14 protein-coding genes are annotated in these 15191 nt (G+C 67.0%); 9 read left to right on the forward strand and 5 right to left on the reverse strand.

Features of this window, described 5'->3' with window-relative positions:
- Positions 1–90: 90 nt before the first annotated feature.
- Positions 91–714, reverse strand: coding sequence for a Crp/Fnr family transcriptional regulator (locus tag DBV10_RS01575; RefSeq protein WP_124509968.1), 624 nt, complete (start codon positions 712–714; stop codon positions 91–93).
- Between the two features lie 284 nt (positions 715–998).
- Between DBV10_RS01575 and DBV10_RS01580 the strand changes: the two genes are divergently transcribed.
- The 4 genes from DBV10_RS01580 (at position 999) to DBV10_RS01595 (ending at position 5348) form a co-directional block, all read left to right on the forward strand.
- Complete coding sequence (locus DBV10_RS01580; protein WP_124509970.1) at positions 999–2039, forward strand: porin; 1041 nt, start codon at positions 999–1001, stop codon at positions 2037–2039.
- A 166-nt stretch (positions 2040–2205) separates the two neighbouring features.
- Complete coding sequence (locus DBV10_RS01585; RefSeq protein ID WP_233589771.1) at positions 2206–4083, forward strand: phosphodiesterase; 1878 nt, start codon at positions 2206–2208, stop codon at positions 4081–4083.
- A gap of 314 nt (positions 4084–4397) precedes the next feature.
- The gene (locus DBV10_RS01590; protein WP_124509972.1) at positions 4398–4841 is read left to right on the forward strand and encodes a DUF4826 family protein; all 444 of its coding nucleotides are present in this window, start codon (positions 4398–4400) and stop codon (positions 4839–4841) included.
- A gap of 123 nt (positions 4842–4964) precedes the next feature.
- Positions 4965–5348 carry a RidA family protein gene (locus DBV10_RS01595; protein WP_124509974.1) on the forward strand — a complete coding sequence of 128 codons (384 nt, stop codon included), beginning with the start codon at positions 4965–4967 and terminating at the stop codon, positions 5346–5348.
- A 53-nt stretch (positions 5349–5401) separates the two neighbouring features.
- Here the strand turns inward: DBV10_RS01595 and DBV10_RS01600 are convergent, their stop codons facing one another.
- Both DBV10_RS01600 and xdhC read right to left on the reverse strand, forming a co-directional pair.
- Positions 5402–6673, reverse strand: a complete 1272-nt coding sequence (locus DBV10_RS01600; RefSeq protein ID WP_124509976.1) for a urate hydroxylase PuuD — start codon at positions 6671–6673, stop codon at positions 5402–5404.
- Between the two features lie 265 nt (positions 6674–6938).
- Complete coding sequence (xdhC, locus tag DBV10_RS01605; RefSeq protein ID WP_199740019.1) at positions 6939–7757, reverse strand: xanthine dehydrogenase accessory protein XdhC; 819 nt, start codon at positions 7755–7757, stop codon at positions 6939–6941.
- Positions 7758–7884: 127 nt separating this feature from the next.
- On the opposite strand from xdhC, the gene DBV10_RS01610 reads away from it, so the two are divergent.
- Complete coding sequence (locus DBV10_RS01610; RefSeq protein WP_124510465.1) at positions 7885–8364, forward strand: hypothetical protein; 480 nt, start codon at positions 7885–7887, stop codon at positions 8362–8364.
- Between the two features lie 58 nt (positions 8365–8422).
- Here the strand turns inward: DBV10_RS01610 and uraH are convergent, their stop codons facing one another.
- The gene (gene uraH, locus DBV10_RS01615; protein ID WP_124509980.1) at positions 8423–8773 is read right to left on the reverse strand and encodes a hydroxyisourate hydrolase; all 351 of its coding nucleotides are present in this window, start codon (positions 8771–8773) and stop codon (positions 8423–8425) included.
- Positions 8774–8881: 108 nt separating this feature from the next.
- Here uraH and DBV10_RS01620 point away from each other — a divergent pair, with 108 nt between their 5' ends.
- From DBV10_RS01620 to DBV10_RS01635, 4 genes are read left to right on the forward strand one after another with little or no spacing between them, the layout of a single operon-like run.
- Entirely contained in the window at positions 8882–9550 is a 669-nt protein-coding gene (locus DBV10_RS01620; protein ID WP_124509982.1) for a GntR family transcriptional regulator, read from the forward strand.
- Positions 9551–9574: 24 nt separating this feature from the next.
- A complete protein-coding gene (puuE, locus tag DBV10_RS01625) occupies positions 9575–10534 on the forward strand; it encodes an allantoinase PuuE (protein ID WP_124509984.1) in 960 nt (319 codons plus the stop codon).
- A 4-nt stretch (positions 10535–10538) separates the two neighbouring features.
- Positions 10539–12317 (forward strand): 2-oxo-4-hydroxy-4-carboxy-5-ureidoimidazoline decarboxylase, encoded by a 1779-nt coding sequence (uraD, locus tag DBV10_RS01630; RefSeq protein ID WP_124509986.1) that lies wholly within the window; start codon positions 10539–10541, stop codon positions 12315–12317.
- Positions 12314–13549 (forward strand): ArgE/DapE family deacylase, encoded by a 1236-nt coding sequence (locus DBV10_RS01635; protein ID WP_124509988.1) that lies wholly within the window; start codon positions 12314–12316, stop codon positions 13547–13549. Before uraD ends, DBV10_RS01635 begins: the two co-directional genes overlap by 4 nt.
- A gap of 13 nt (positions 13550–13562) precedes the next feature.
- Here the strand turns inward: DBV10_RS01635 and DBV10_RS01640 are convergent, their stop codons facing one another.
- Complete coding sequence (locus DBV10_RS01640) at positions 13563–15059, reverse strand: PLP-dependent aminotransferase family protein (RefSeq protein ID WP_124509990.1); 1497 nt, start codon at positions 15057–15059, stop codon at positions 13563–13565.
- Positions 15060–15191: the final 132 nt, after the last annotated feature.

Raw genomic sequence — 15191 nt, forward strand, 5'->3', positions numbered from 1 at the left:
GTGGATAGCCGGGCTATCCACTGCGCACCGCGCCTAGCATCCCATCCCGGCAAGGGACTTGTGCGACCCCGAAAAGATCTTGAACAGGTTCTAACACCCCGCCATTGACTGCAATGCCCGGGGTTGGGGCAGATTCAGCACATTGCCGGTGCCATGGATGAGCCCCAGCTCCCGCAAATGGCGCAGCACACGCGAGAAGGTCTCGGGGGCGATGCCCAGTTGCGCGGCAATCAGGCGCTTGCGCTGGTGCAGCGTGACCTGCATGGCGCCCGTCTGGTCCGATTCGGCATGTTTGAGCAGCCACTGCGCGCAGCGCGATTCCGCGTCCTGCGCCAGGCGGCTCACCGCCAGTTCGGACTGCTGCCGGTAGCCCTGGGCCATGTCCAGCAGCAGGCCGCGTGCACCTGGCGGCATGGCGGCCAGGCTGCAGCGGAACGCCTCGATCGGCAGACGCCGCACCTGCAGGCGCGTGTCGGCCACCATGTCCACCGGGAAGGGCAGGCCCATCAAGGCCGATGCGGCGTCGAGCCAGAACGGCCCCTCCACCGCCCCCAACTGGTGGCGCAGGAAGCCGTCATCCAGCACGCCGCGCAACACGCGGCCGCTTTCCAGGTGCAGCACGGAGGTGAGGACCTCGTTGCGCCTGCGCAGCACTTCGCCGGGGGCGATCACCTCGGTTTCAGCGGGCAGAGAGAAAAGAGTAGAGGGCAGCATGGAAGCCACTTTGCCGCGCCGCCGCGCCCGGGGCATTGAGCAAGATCAAAGCCAAACCACGTCGCGAGCCGCGTCCTGCAAGGGTTTGCGCAAAAACACAAGAATGCTGCGCGCGGACCTGCTACGGCTCCAGCCCCCCGCCCTGCAGGCGCAGGCAGTTGTTGCACAAGGGCACGGAAATTGCGATGAACCCGGGCTGGCCCGCCCCTGCACCACCGTGCACCCGGGCCGCAAGCCCCCCTCGCCAACGCCGGGCGTCCGGCACTTCACTCCCAGGAAATCCCATGAAAAAAAACCTGATCGCTCTGTCCCTCTCACTGGGCGGCACCCTGCTGTGCGCCACCGGGGCCCAGGCCCAAAGCTCGGTCCAGCTGATGGGGCTGACCGACGTGTACGTCGGCTCCATGAAAAATGCAGGTGACGCGGGCCGCAGCGCGGCCGTGGGCAGCGGCGGCATGACCACCTCCTGGTTCGGCTTCAAGGGCACGGAGGACCTGGGCGGCGGGCTCAAGGCCAACTTCGCGCTCACCTCCTTCATCAAGGTGGACAGCGGCATCCAGGGCCGCTTCACCAACGACACCTTCTTCTCGCGCGATGCCAACGTGGGCCTGTCGGGCAGCTTCGGCGCGGTCACCGTGGGCCGGGGCCTGGCGCCCAACTTCCTGCCCTCCATCCTGTCGAACCCGCTGGGGGACTCGTTCACCTTCGCGCCCGTGATCCTGCACATGAACGTGCCGCTGTTCAACGGCACTGGCTGGGGCTCCACCACGCCGTCCGACACGGGCTGGTCCAACGAGATCATCTACAGCACGCCCAACTTCGGCGGGCTTTCGGCCAACCTGCACTACCAGTTTGGCGAAATCGCCGGCGACAGCGGCAAGAAGAACCTGGGCATCAACGCGCTGTACTTCAACGGCCCCATCACCCTCACCGGCTTTTACGAACGCGACCAGATGAGCAACCCCGCCGTGCCCAGCGCCTACCTGGGCACCACCAAGACCGACTGGATGCTGGGCGGCGCCTACGACTTCGCGGTGGTGAAGGCCTTTGCCAGCTACGGCCAGGCCAAGGCCGACAACACCACCAACAAGGCCAAAACCACGCAGCTGGGCGTGTCGGTGCCCGCAGGCGCCACCGGCAAAGTGCTGGCATCGTGGGCGCAGACCACGATGAGCACCACCGACATCTCGCGCAAGACCTTCACGGTGGGCTATGACTACTTCCTGTCCAAGCGCACCGACGTGTACGTGATGGCCATGAACGACCGCATCACCCACCAGTCCAAGGGCAACAGCGTGGGTGTGGGCATCCGCCACCGGTTCTGACGCCACCTGGCAGGCCCCCGGGGGCCGCTTGAAATAAAACGCCCCCCGGCGGTCTACCGGCAAGCGCACAATGCTATACAAATGATAGCAAATACATCAGCAATCTGTAACAAAAATGTCACGGTGGCTGGGTATCGTTGCGTCCTTGCCCAGGGACCACAACGCGATGCAGAACACCCAATGGAGCCGGCTGGAGGCCATGATGGCGCTGCTGTCGCCCGCCGCACGTCACGGCACCGGCCCCCTGGCCCGGCTCATGCGCGAGGGCCGGCTCCATTGCGTTTTTCAGCCCCTGGCCGACCTGCGTGAAGGCTGCATCTACGCCCACGAGGCCCTGATCCGCGGGCCCGAGGACACGCCGCTCCACACCCCCGACGTGCTGCTGGAGATGGCCCGGCGCGAGGGCATCCTGCAGGACTTCGAGCTGCTGTGCGTTTTCACCGCACTCGCCCAATGGGGCCAGCACGAAGCCCCGGGCCGCCTGTTCGTCAACATCAGCGCCGATGCGCTGGTGCACGGCGTGGCGCTGGTGGGCGCCGAGATGCTGGGCGAGACGGTGCGCAGCTTTGGCCTGAGCGCCCGCATGTTGGTGCTGGAGATCACCGAACACGAGCGCGTGAGCGACATGCCCGTGCTGCGCCAGGCCATCAAGGCTGTGCACGCCTGCGGCGCGCGCGTGGCGCTGGACGATTTTGGCGATGGCCGCTCCAGCCTGCGGCTGTGGTCCGAGGTCAAGCCCGACTTCGTGAAGATCGACAAATACTTCATCCACGACATCAGCGACCACCCCGAGAACCTGCAGATGCTGCAGGCCATCAAGGGCATCGCCGACGTGTTCGGCACCAAGCTCATCGCCGAGGGCATCGAAACGCGCGACGACCTGCGCGCGCTGCGCGACCTGGACATTCCCTACGGCCAGGGCTGGCTGCTGGGCCGCCCGGCCCGGACCCCGCGCGACGCCGTGGACGGCCCGGCGCTGGAGGTGATGCAGGACCGCCGCGTGGCCGTGCTGCCGCACCTGGGGCAGACCGCGCGCCCGGGCATCCTGCGCAGCCTGCTGGTGGTGCAGGCGCCCACCGCCTCGCCCGCCACCAGCAACGACGCGGTGGGCGTGATCTTTCACCAGCACACCGACCTGCACGCGCTGGCCGTGGTGGACGGCACCCGCCCCGTGGCGCTCATCAACCGCCAGCAGTTCATGAATCACTACGCCACGCTGTACTTCCGCGAGGTGCACGGCCGCAAGTCCTGCCTGGCGTTCGCCAACCAGGCGCCGCGGGTGGTGGAGCTCGACTGCGACGTGGACCAGCTCGTGGGCATCCTCACCTCGCAGGACCAGCGCTACCTGAGCGACGGCTACATCGTGACCGACAACGGCCGCTACCTGGGCCTGGGCACGGGCGACCAACTGGTGCGCGCCGTGACCGAGACCCGCATCGAGGCCGCGCGCCACGCCAACCCGCTCACCTTTCTGCCCGGCAACATCCCCATCAGCCTGCACATGCAGCGGCTGCTGGAGAGCGGCACCGAGTTTGTGGCCTGCTACGCCGACCTGAACAACTTCAAGCCCTTCAACGACCACTACGGCTACTGGCGCGGCGACCAGATGATCCGCCTGGTGGCGCGCCTGGCCACGGCCCACTGCGACGCACGCCGCGACTTCGTGGGCCATGTGGGCGGGGACGATTTCATGCTGATCTTTCAAAGCAGCAACTGGCTGCAGCGCTGCAAGAACATCGTGGACGAGTTCGCGCGCGAGGCACAGACGCTGTTTGACGACGGCGCCCGGGCCGCAGGCGGCATCCATGCGGAAGACCGGCATGGCGTGCAGCGGTTTTTTCCGTGCACCACGCTGGCCATTGGCGCGGTGCGCATCACGCCCGGGCACTTCCGGCACGCCGAAGAGGTGGCCAACCTGGCCGCCGTGGCCAAACATGAGGCCAAGCAGGCCGCCACCGGGGTGGTGCTGCATGGCGGCTTCACCGAATCCAGCTTGGGGGCGGTGGCTGCCACTCGGGCGCTGCAGGATGTGTTGGCAGCGTAGTTTCCGTCGGGCATAGGGACTGGGCGATTCACGCTGCAAGCCAATTCGCCTCAACCTCTAGCACTCCTCTGAACGACGCCCATGCGCTCAGGGATTCTGTGCGCGCCCGGATTGAGTTCCCGGCCACGCAGCCTGTCAGCGGTGCAGGCTATAGTTTGATCGACTGAGGCGTGGCGTATTTCGCAGATTTTTTCTGGGTACCTTCCGCAATCCCAGGCTGCAAGCCACTTCCATAAGAAGTCCGTGTCCAGAAGACCCACACTGCCTAGCTTGTTTCGCAAGGTTTGTGGAATGCATCACCTTAAAGGTCACCAATGCTTGATTACGATGATCCAGATGTTGAAACGCAATGGTTTGTAGACCGGCGCAAGGAAGTTGAAGAGTACTTGAGCCGCCAGGGCGTCGCGCATGGTCAAGTCGGTGAGTTTCCGGCTTGGTCGGTCACACCCTATGTCTCCATTTGGGCCATAGAAAGTCTTAGAAATCCCGGTAGCGTTGGCTGGTGGGCAATATCAGGTGATTTACCAAATGACTACATCTCGGCAAAGGGCATCAATAACCCAAGGGAAGCAATGCGCGCTATAGCGACGTTGTGGCAAGAAGCCAGCGAGTACATGTTGCGTGGTGAAAAGCACCCAACTTTTAGCATCGGGGCCGGCGACTCAGATGAAGAACTGGCGCCGTTGCTTGCGTCAAGGGCGAAAACTCTGCTCGAATGGGCAGATGATCCAGAGGTTTGGGAGGACGACGACTTTTAGCATTTCGCTCGGCGCGGACACATAGCCGCAGGATGCTGGTGTGCGGCGCTTGCTGCGTACCGCGCAGCTTTGACATAAGGCGTCACGAAAAGAATTCGCGCCACACCTCCCCCTCCACCGTCCATGAACGAAGCCGAAATCGCCGCAGGCCTGCCAAGAACACCGCACTATCAATATGCGCAGCACGTGGGAAGTCAGCTTTTCCTCGCGGGCCAAGTGCCGCAGGCCGCCGATGGCTCGATCGTGGCGCCCGGAGATCCGTGCGCCCAGGCATCGCAGTGCTTGGCGAATCTGAGCAAGGTTCTGGCTGTTCACGGGTTTGCCGCGCCAGACATTCGCCGCTTGGTTGTCTACGTCGTCGGCGAAGAGGCCGACCTCTCAGCGGCCTGGGGTGCCGTGACCGAATACTTTGGCAGGCAAGTGCCTCCGGCAACGCTCCTGGGCGTCGCCCGCCTGGGATACCCGGGGCAGGTGGTGGAGATCGACGCCACCGTCGTCAAGGGCTAGGCTGCGCTTGCGCGCAAAGTGACGCCGCACTCAGCACTCCACACGACACGGCCTCAAGGCCCCGTAGGCGCCCCCGCCTCAAACCACCGACCGATGAGCGCACGCTCTGCGTCGGTGATGCCCGTGGCGTTGTTCATGGGCATGAGCTTTTGCACCACGGCCTGCTGGTAGATGGCCTGGGCATGCTGCTTGACCAGGCCTGGCGAATCCAGGCGCAGGTTCTTCATCTGCACCTGCTCACCGTGGCACAGGTAGCAGCGCTGGGCCAGCACCGCCTGCACCGCCGGGTAGTCATTCGGGCCGCTAGCGCCCTCTGCACTTACCCCAGAAGCTCCTGAAACAGGAGCATTGGCAGCAACACCCACAGCGGCCACCGGTGCGGCAGAGGCCGCCACCGGCACGGGGCGCATCCAGACGATCACCCCCACGATCGCGGCCACCCCCACCAGCGCATAGGGCAGCGGATTGGCATTGCGGCCCAGCTTGTAGCCGTGGCGCATGACGAAGAATTGGCGGATGGCCGCGCCCGCGAACATCATCAGGATCAGCACCAGCCAGTTCTGCGGGTGGCTCCAGGTAAAGCTGTAGTGGTTGCTGAGCATGGCAAACAGCACCGGCAGCGTGAAATAGGTGTTGTGCACGCTGCGCTGCTTGCCGCGCTTGCCGTGGATCGGGTCCACGGGCTCGCCCGCCTTGATCTGGCTGATGACGGTGCGCTGGCCGGGGATGATCCAGAAGAACACGTTGGCGCTCATGGAGGTGGCGATCATCGCGCCCACCAGCAAGAAGGCCGCGCGGCCTGCAAACCAGTGGCAGGCCAGCCACGAGGCCACGCACACCAGCACGAACACCAGCGCACCCACAATGGCGTCGCCGTTCTTCTTCTGGCCAAAGAGGCGGCAGATCGCGTCGTACAGCAGCCAGAACACGACAAAGAACGCCAGCGCCACCCCGATGGCCGTGGAGGGTGCCCAGTCCATGCGGGACTTGTCGATGAGGTAGGTGCTGGCGCTGTAGAGGTACGACACCGTGAACAGCGCAAAGCCGCTGATCCAGGTGCTGTAGCTTTCCCAGAAGAACCAATGCAGGTGCCCCGGCAGCTTGGGCGGCGACACGGCGAACTTGACGGGGTGGTAAAAGCCGCCGCCATGCACGGCCCAGAGCTCGCCGCTCACGCCCTGTTTCTTGAGGTCGTCGTCCTCGGGCGGCGTGAGGCTGCTGTCGAGGAAGACGAAGTAGAACGACGAGCCAATCCAGGCGATGGCGGTGATGACGTGGACCCAGCGCAAGAGCAGGTTGGCCCAGTCGAGAAGGTAGCTTTCCATAGTTCTCAACCTTGGCGGCGTGCGGGCGGATGTGCCGCGCGTGCCGCTTGTACAACCTGCTCACCACTGCGGGCGCTCTGAGCAGAAGAAGGGGTCGCGCACCTGGGCAGAAAAGACTCTGCTGGGCACCGCTGCGACCGGTGAATCAAAGTGTATGCAGAAATTGTTCCCGCTTCCAGCCCCAGGCTGGTGCCTGCGGGGCGGGAGTTACCCGCATTCAAGCTGTTGTGACGGCAGGTGCATGAATCGTTCCAGCCATAGGTTTTCAGGCCGCCTTCAGGCTGAGCAGCAGCTGCGCCGCCACGGCCACGGCGATCACCTCGGGCTCCTTGCCTTCGATGCCGGGGATGCCGATGGGGCAGGTCACCTGCGCCAGCTCATCCTGGCTGAAGCCCCGGCTGCGCAGGCGGCTGCCAAACGTGGCCCACTTGGTCTGGCTGCCGATGAGGCCGATGAAGGGCAGGTCCCGCTGCTGCCGCTGGCGCTGCAGGCAGGCGGCCACCACGTCCAGGTCCTCAGCGTGGCTGAAGCTCATGATGAGCACGCGGCTGCCCGGCGCCAGGCCCGGCACAGCCCCTTGCACCGGATCGGAATGCTCGCAGACCGCCCCCTCGGGCGGCGGCTCGGGAAAGATGCCGTCGCGGCTGTCGATCCAGGTCAGCGCAAACGGCAGGGGCGCCAGCACACGGGCCAGCGCGTGGCCCACATGGCCGCCGCCAAACAGCGCCACGGGGTGCTGGCGGGGCGCCAGGCGGGTGGCCAGCCCCGGGGCATCGGCCACCGTGAGCAGCGCAAACCCCAGGTGCACCACGCCGCCGCAGCACTGGCCCAGCGCGGGGCCCAGCGCATACCGCACGGGTGCGGGGTTGTGAGCAGCCTTGCCCGCCAGGCGCTGGCGCGCTTCGGCAATGGCCTGCAGCTCCAGGTGCCCGCCGCCAATGGTGCCCACCAGGCGGTCGGCAAACACGGCCATCCAGGCCCCGGGTTCCCGGGGCACGGACCCTTGGGTAGACTCTACGGTTACCAGGCACGCTGGCCCGGCGGTCAAACCGTCCAACAGCAAACGCAAATTTGTCACCGCCATTCCTTCGTCGCAAAAGCACATTGCCGCCGGCACCGCACTGGCGGCCTCCGCAACACCCCACACCATGCCCGATACGCCGACCACCCGCTCCCCCGGCCAGCGCAGCCACTGGCTGCTGGCAGGCATCATGGCCCTAGGTGCCGCCCTGGTGTCGGCCTGCAAGTCCCCGCCCGAGCCCACCCCAGCGCCCGACAGCGTCCCGTCCACCAGTTCGGAATCGGGGGGCATCAAGGGCCCGGTGCCCGCCACGGCCGGATCGGCGCGCCCCTCGGCCGCCGCCACGCCCCACGCCTACCGGCAGGACGCCGCCACCCACCTCTATGCTCTGAACAGCGAACGCATCTTCAAGGGCAAGTTGCCGGCCCAGTTGTACGCCATCGGCGTGCTGCAGATCGACATCGACCGCAGCGGCAAGATCACCCGCCTGCACTGGGCCCGCGCCCCACGCCACGCCCCCGAGGTGGTGGCCGAGATTGAGCGCACCGTGCGCGCCGCAGCGCCCTTCCCTGCGCCCACGCGCATGGGCAAGGTCACCTACACCGACACCTGGCTGTGGGACAAGGGCGGGCATTTCCAGCTCGACACCCTGACCGAAGGGCAGCTCTAGGCGCATCCCGCTGAGCGGCTTCGCCGCTCGGCGCGTCCGCCAGGGGCGTTCACACCTCCTACGAACCTCGGTAGGTCGAATAGCTCCACGGGCTCACCAGCAGCGGCACGTGGTAGTGCTGGTCGGCATGTGCAATGCCGAAGTCCAGATTCACCTGGTTCAGAAAGTTGGGTTCGGGCAGTTGCACGCCCCGGGCCTTGAAGTAGCCCGCCACATCAAAACGCAGCCGGTAGGTGCCGGTGCGCAGGCTCGCGTTGTCGAACAGCGGCGCATCGGTGCGGCCGTCGTGGTTCAACACCAGGCGCTTGATCAGCGTGGCGTTGTCGCCCTCGGTGGAGTACAGCGTCACCTCCATGCCGGCGGCAGGGCAACCGTTCATGGTGTCGAGAACGTGGGTGCTCAGTCCCATAGGGAATCTCCTGAAAGGGGTTTACCGCCGATCGGCGAGGATTGCCAGATCGCAGCGTGTAGACCAAAAGTGTATACACTTTTCGCCATTCCAACGTATCATGCCACCATGGAATCTTCATCCACCAGTGCGATTGTCGAGGCGCTGACCCGCGCCATCGTGGAGCACCGCCTGCAGCCAGGCACCAAATTGGCCGAGCAGAAGCTGGCCGACCACTTCGGCGTGTCGCGCACGCTGGTGCGCCAGGCGCTGTTCCAGCTCGCGCAGAACCGGCTGGTCACGCTGGAGCCCGCGCGCGGCGCTTTTGTCTCCACGCCTTCCGTCGAAGAAGCCCGCCAGGTGTTCGCCGTGCGCCGCATGCTCGAGACCGAGATGACACGCGCCTTCGTGCAGACCGTGACCCCCGCCAAGATCAAAGCCCTGCGCGCCCATGTGGCCAGCGAGAAGGCCGCCATGGGCACGGCCGATGCCAGCAGCCGCACCGAGCTGCTGGGCGACTTCCACGTGCGCATGGCCGAACTCATGGGCAACGAAGTGCTGGCGCAGCTGCTGGGCGACCTGATCTCGCGCTGCGCCCTCATCACGCTGATGTACCAGTCGGCCAGCGCCGCCGAGCATTCGCATGAGGAGCATGGCGACATCGTGGCCGCCCTCGCCGCGCGCGACGAGGCCCTGGCCGTCTCGCTCATGCAGGCCCACCTGGAACATGTGGAGGCCAGCCTCACCTTCGACCGCAAACGCCCGGCCAGCGACCTGGCCGCAGCACTCATGCCGTGACCCCTAGATGAATCACCGACGCCCATGATCTACGACTCCACCCAGCATTACCCCCGCGACCTCATCGGCTACGGCAAGACCCCGCCCCACGCGCAGTGGCCGGGCGGCGCCCGCATTGCGGTGCAGTTCGTGCTCAACTACGAAGAAGGCGGCGAGAACGCCGTACTGCACGGCGATGCGGGCAGCGAGCAGTTCCTGTCGGAAATGTTCAACCCCGCGAGCTACCCCGAGCGGCACATGAGCATGGAAGGCATCTACGAATACGGCTCGCGGGCCGGGGTGTGGCGCATCCTGCGCGAGTTTGAAAAGCGCAAGCTGCCGCTCACCGTGTTTGGCGTGTCGAGCGCGCTGCAGCGCCACCCAGATCTGACGCAGGCCTTCGTGCAGCTGGGCCACGAGATCGCCTGCCACGGCCTCAAGTGGATCCACTACCAGCACGTGCCCGAAGAGGTCGAGCGCGCCCACATGGCCGAGGCCATGGAGATCATCGAGCGCATGACGGGCCACCGCGCGCTGGGTTGGTACACCGGCCGCGACAGCCCCAACACCCGCCGCCTGGTGGCCGACTTCGGCGGCTTCGAATACGACAGCGACTACTACGGCGACGACCTGCCGTTCTGGATGGACGTGAAAAAGAGCAACGGCACCACCGTGCCCCAGCTCATCGTGCCCTACACGCTCGACTGCAACGACATGCGTTTTGCGCTGCCCCAGGGCTACTCGCACGCCGACCCGTTCTTCCAGTACATGAAGGACAGCTTCGACGCGCTGTACGCCGAAGGCGACCCGGCGGGCGACAACGCGCCCAAGATGATGAGCATCGGCATGCACTGCCGCCTGCTGGGCCGCCCCGGCCGCATCACGGCACTGCAGCGTTTCCTGGACCACATCCAGCAGCACAGCAACGTGTGGGTGTGCCGCCGCATCGACATCGCGCGCCACTGGAAGCAGGCGCACCCCTACCCTTCACAGAAAGCAGGTTGACCACATGGCATTGACCCTGGAACAACTCAACGCGGCCAGCCCTGCCGAGGCCCTGCAGCTGCTGGACGGCCTGTACGAACACTCGCCCTGGATCGCCGAGCAGGCGCTGGCGCAGCGCCCCTTCCGCTCGCAGGCCCACCTGCAGCATGCGCTGGCCCAGGTGGTGCGCACGGCGGGGCAGGACGCGCAGCTCGCGCTGATCCGCGCCCACCCCGAACTCGCGGGCAAGGCCATGGTGGCGAAGAATCTCACGGCCGAATCCACCAACGAACAGAGCAAGGCGGGCCTGACGCAGTGCACGCCCGAGGAGTTCGCGCGCATCCAGGCGCTCAACGCCGCCTACAACGAGCGCTTCGGCTTCCCCTTCATCCTGGCGGTGCGCGGCCCGCGCGGCACGGGCCTGGCCAAGCAGGAGATCATCGACACCTTTGCGCGGCGCCTCGACAACCACCCCGAGTTCGAGCTGGCCGAAGCCCTGCGCAACATCCACCGCATCGCCGAGATCCGCCTGAACGACAAGTTCGCCGCCGAGCCCTTGCTGGGCAACGACGTGTGGGACTGGCATGAAAAGCTCGCCGAACACTCCGACCCCGGCTTCGCCGAAAAAGGCCAGCTCACCGTCACGTATCTGACCGACGCGCACCGCGCCTGCGCCCAGCGCATCAGCCACTGGATGCGCGACTGCGGCTTCGACGAAGTGGAAGTGGACGCCGTGGGCAACGTGGTGGGACGCTACCACCCGGCCACCGAGGGTGCGCGCTACCTCATCACCGGCAGCCACTACGACACCGTGCGCAACGGCGGCAAGTACGACGGCCGCCTGGGCATCTTCGTGCCCATGGCCTGCGTGCGCGAGCTGCACCGCGCCGGCCGCCGCCTGCCCTTCGGCATCGAAGTGGTGGGCTTTGCCGAAGAAGAAGGCCAGCGCTACAAGGCGACCTTCCTCGGCTCGGGCGCGCTCATCGGCGACTTCAACCCCGCCTGGCTCGACCAGAAGGACGTGGACGGCGTGACCATGCGCGCGGCCATGCAGCACGCGGGCCTGTGCATCGACGACATCCCCAAGCTCCAGCGCGACCCCGCCCAGTACCTGGGCTTCATCGAAGTGCACATCGAGCAGGGCCCCGTGCTCAACGAGCTGGACCTGCCCCTGGGCGTGGTCACCTCCATCAACGGCAGCGTGCGCTTTCTGTGCGAGATGATCGGCACCGCCAGCCACGCCGGCACCACCCCCATGGACCGCCGCCGCGACGCGGCCGTGGCCGTGGCAGAACTGGCGCTGTACGTGGAGCAGCGCGCCGCGCAGGACGGCGACTCGGTGGGCACCATCGGCCAGCTGCAGGTGCCAGCAGGCTCCATCAACGTGGTGCCCGGCCGCTGCCAATTCAGCCTGGACCTGCGCGCGCCCACCGACGCCCAGCGCGATGCGCTGGTGAACGACGTGAAGGAGCAACTCGCGAAAATCGCCGCCCGGCGCGGCCTGCGCTACACGCTGGAGGAATCCATGCGCGCCGCCGCTGCGCCCAGCGCGCCCGCCTGGCAGCACCACTGGGAGCGCGCCGTGGACGCCCTGGGTGTGCCCGTGTTCCGCATGCCCAGCGGGGCCGGCCACGATGCGATGAAGCTGCACGAAGTCATGCCCCAGGCCATGCTCTTCGTGCGCGGGCTGAACTCGGGCATCAGCCACAACCCGCTCGAATCCACCACCAACAACGACATGCAGCTGGCCGTGGACGCCTTCACCCAGGTGCTGCGCCAACTTGCAGAGGAACAACAACCATGACCACCCACAACAACTACGCCGCGCTGGACGCCTGGATCGACCAGCACTTTGACGAGGAAGTGCGCTTCCTGCAGGCCCTGGTGCGTGTGCCCACCGACACGCCGCCCGGCAACAACGCGCCCCACGCCGAACGCACGGCCGAGCTGCTGACCGAGTTTGGCTACACCGCCGAAAAACACGCTGTGCCCGCCGCCGACGTGTTGGCCTACGGCATGGAGTCCATCACCAACCTGATCGTGCGCAGACCCTACGGCAGCGGCGGCAAGACCATTGCGCTGAACGCCCATGGCGACGTGGTGCCCCCCGGCGAAGGCTGGACGCACGACCCCTATGGCGCCGAGCTCGTGGACGGCGCCATGTACGGCCGCGCCACCGCCGTGAGCAAGAGCGACTTCGCGAGCTTCACCTTCGCGGTGCGCGCGCTGGAAGCCGTCGCCAAGCCCGCCCGGGGCGCGGTGGAGCTGCACTTCACCTACGACGAGGAATTCGGCGGCGAACTCGGCCCCGGCTGGCTGCTGGAGAAGGGGTTGACGAAGCCCGACCTGATGATCGCTGCCGGCTTCAGCTACGAAGTGGTCACCGCCCACAACGGCTGCCTGCAGATGGAGGTGACCGTGCACGGCAAGATGGCCCACGCCGCCGTGCCCCGCACCGGCGTGGACGCGCTGCAGGGCGCGGTGCACATCCTGAACGCGCTGTATGCGCAGAACGACGAGTACAAGAAGATCACATCCAACGTGGCGGGCATCAAGCACCCCTACCTGAACGTCGGCCGCATCGAGGGCGGCACCAACACCAACGTGGTGCCCGGCAAGGTGATGTTCAAGCTCGACCGCCGCATGATCCCCGAAGAGAACCCGGTGGAGGTGGAAGCCGCCATCCGCCGCATCATCGAGCAGGCGGCGGGCGAGCGCGACGGCATCCGCGTGGAGATCAAGCGCCTGCTGCTGGCCAACGCCATGACCCCACTGGCCGGCAACCAGCCCCTGGTCGACGCGATCCAGAAGCACGCGCAGGCCGTGATCGGCGAACCCGTGCCCGCCGTGGGCACGCCGCTGTACACCGACGTGCGCCTGTATGTGGAGCGCGGCATCCCCGGCGTGATCTACGGCGCAGGCCCGCGCACCGTGCTCGAATCGCACGCCAAGCGCGCCGACGAGCGCCTGCAGCTCGAAGACCTGCGCCGCGCCACCAAGGTCATTGCGCGCTCGTTGAACGATCTGCTGGCCTGACGCGGTCTCGCACTCAGGCGCTGCGCCCCACCCGCTGCGCCTGGGCCAGCCGCGCAAGCCGCTGCACCAGGGCCGGGTACTGCGATTCGGACGTATTGCCGTAGCCCAGCACCAGGCCGTTGTCTTCGGGCTGTGCGCGCAGGGCAAAGCGTGACAGCGGCGCGGGGGCCATGTCGTAGGCGCGGGCCGCCTCGGCAATGGCCTGGTCGGGGTATTCGGGCGGCAGGCGCACCGTGAGGTGCATGCCGCTGTCACCCCCCAGCACCCCGTGGGGCACGGCCAGGTGCCGGGCCAGCGCCTCGCGCAGCAGCGCCTGCCGGCTGCGGTACAGGCGCCGCATGCGCCCCAGGTGCCGACTGAACTGCCCGCTCTCGATGAACTCCGCCAGCGCCAGCTGCTCGTGGCGGTGCCCGCCGCGCAGGGTTTCCTTGAGCAGCGGCGCCGCCACCGCCGCCAGGGCCTGTGGCAGCACCACAAAACCCAGGCGCAGGGATGGGAACAGCGTCTTGCTGAACGTGCCCACATACATCACCGGCGCCTGTGGCACCAGGCCCTGCATGGCGCCGATCAACTCGCCCGCGTGGCGGAACTCGCTGTCGTAGTCGTCCTCGATGATCCAGGCGCCACAGGCCTGCGCCTGGCGGATCAGCGCCAGCCGGCGGGCCACAGGCAACACCCCGCCCGTAGGGTACTGGTGGGACGGCGTGGTGTAGATGAGCCGGGGCGGCGTTGCCATCCAGGCATCGGCAGGCACCACCAGGCCCGCGCCATCCACCCGCAGGGCTTCGACCTTCAGGTCCCCGCACTGGAACGCCGTCTGCGCCCCCCGATAGCCCGGCTCCTCCACCCAGGCCGTGTCACCCGGGTTGGCCACCAGCCGCACGCACAGGTTCAGCGCCTCCTGCGCGCCTTCGGTGATGACCACCTGCTGCGCCTCGCAGCGCACGCCGCGCGCCACCGCCAAGTGCCGCATGATGGCGCCCCGCAGGGCCGCCTCGCCCGCCGGGTTGCCATAACCCAGGGCCGACACGCCGGCCGCCTTGAAGGCGCGGTCGAAACAGCTCTTCCACGCGGCCAGCGGAAACCGCGCCAGCGCCGGCACGCCCGGCTTAAAGGCCAGGGTCTCGGCCGCGTCGGCGAAGCGGCTGACCACCTGCGCGCTGCGTTCGGACAGGCGCGGCGGCACAGCGCGTGCGGGGTCCGCATGGCCCCGGGCACGGCTGCGGTCCAGTGCCGCCACCCGGGTGCCCCGGCGGCTCAGCTCGATGTAGCCCTCGGCCCCCAGCTGCTCGTAGACCGCCGTCACGCTGTTGCGCGACACGCCCAGGTCCGCCGCCAGGTCCCGCGACCCGGGCAGGCGGCAGCCCGAGGGGAAACGCCCATCCAGGATGGCGTCGCGGATGCGGGCGAGCAGCTGGCGCTGCAGCGAGTCGCCCTGCCGATCGCGCACCAGCGGTGCGTCCAGCAGCACATGGCGGACGGGGTCGGTGGCGGGGGTGCGCGGGGTCATGGGGGTCCACAAGAAGGGGCTGGGCGCCACCCCTTCGGTGGCACCATCAGATGGTGCAATTGTGGATCTTTTGCCAGATCCACCAGAACCCTAGAGTCACGGGCTTCCACCACTTCTTTTTTTGGGCCCCCG

It is taken from the genome of Acidovorax sp. FJL06 (assembly GCF_003852545.1).
Lineage (GTDB): Bacteria > Pseudomonadota > Gammaproteobacteria > Burkholderiales > Burkholderiaceae_C > Acidovorax.

Coding starts and splice junctions, on each gene's coding strand:
- DBV10_RS01575 (WP_124509968.1), bottom strand. CDS start 714: ATGCTGCCCTCTACTCTTTTCTCTCTGCCCGCTGAAACCGAGGTGATC.
- DBV10_RS01580 (WP_124509970.1), top strand. CDS start 999: ATGAAAAAAAACCTGATCGCTCTGTCCCTCTCACTGGGCGGCACCCTG.
- DBV10_RS01585 (WP_233589771.1), top strand. CDS start 2,206: ATGCAGAACACCCAATGGAGCCGGCTGGAGGCCATGATGGCGCTGCTG.
- DBV10_RS01590 (WP_124509972.1), top strand. CDS start 4,398: ATGCTTGATTACGATGATCCAGATGTTGAAACGCAATGGTTTGTAGAC.
- DBV10_RS01595 (WP_124509974.1), top strand. CDS start 4,965: ATGAACGAAGCCGAAATCGCCGCAGGCCTGCCAAGAACACCGCACTAT.
- DBV10_RS01600 (WP_124509976.1), bottom strand. CDS start 6,673: ATGGAAAGCTACCTTCTCGACTGGGCCAACCTGCTCTTGCGCTGGGTC.
- xdhC (WP_199740019.1), bottom strand. CDS start 7,757: ATGGCGGTGACAAATTTGCGTTTGCTGTTGGACGGTTTGACCGCCGGG.
- DBV10_RS01610 (WP_124510465.1), top strand. CDS start 7,885: ATGGCCCTAGGTGCCGCCCTGGTGTCGGCCTGCAAGTCCCCGCCCGAG.
- uraH (WP_124509980.1), bottom strand. CDS start 8,773: ATGGGACTGAGCACCCACGTTCTCGACACCATGAACGGTTGCCCTGCC.
- DBV10_RS01620 (WP_124509982.1), top strand. CDS start 8,882: ATGGAATCTTCATCCACCAGTGCGATTGTCGAGGCGCTGACCCGCGCC.
- puuE (WP_124509984.1), top strand. CDS start 9,575: ATGATCTACGACTCCACCCAGCATTACCCCCGCGACCTCATCGGCTAC.
- uraD (WP_124509986.1), top strand. CDS start 10,539: ATGGCATTGACCCTGGAACAACTCAACGCGGCCAGCCCTGCCGAGGCC.
- DBV10_RS01635 (WP_124509988.1), top strand. CDS start 12,314: ATGACCACCCACAACAACTACGCCGCGCTGGACGCCTGGATCGACCAG.
- DBV10_RS01640 (WP_124509990.1), bottom strand. CDS start 15,059: ATGACCCCGCGCACCCCCGCCACCGACCCCGTCCGCCATGTGCTGCTG.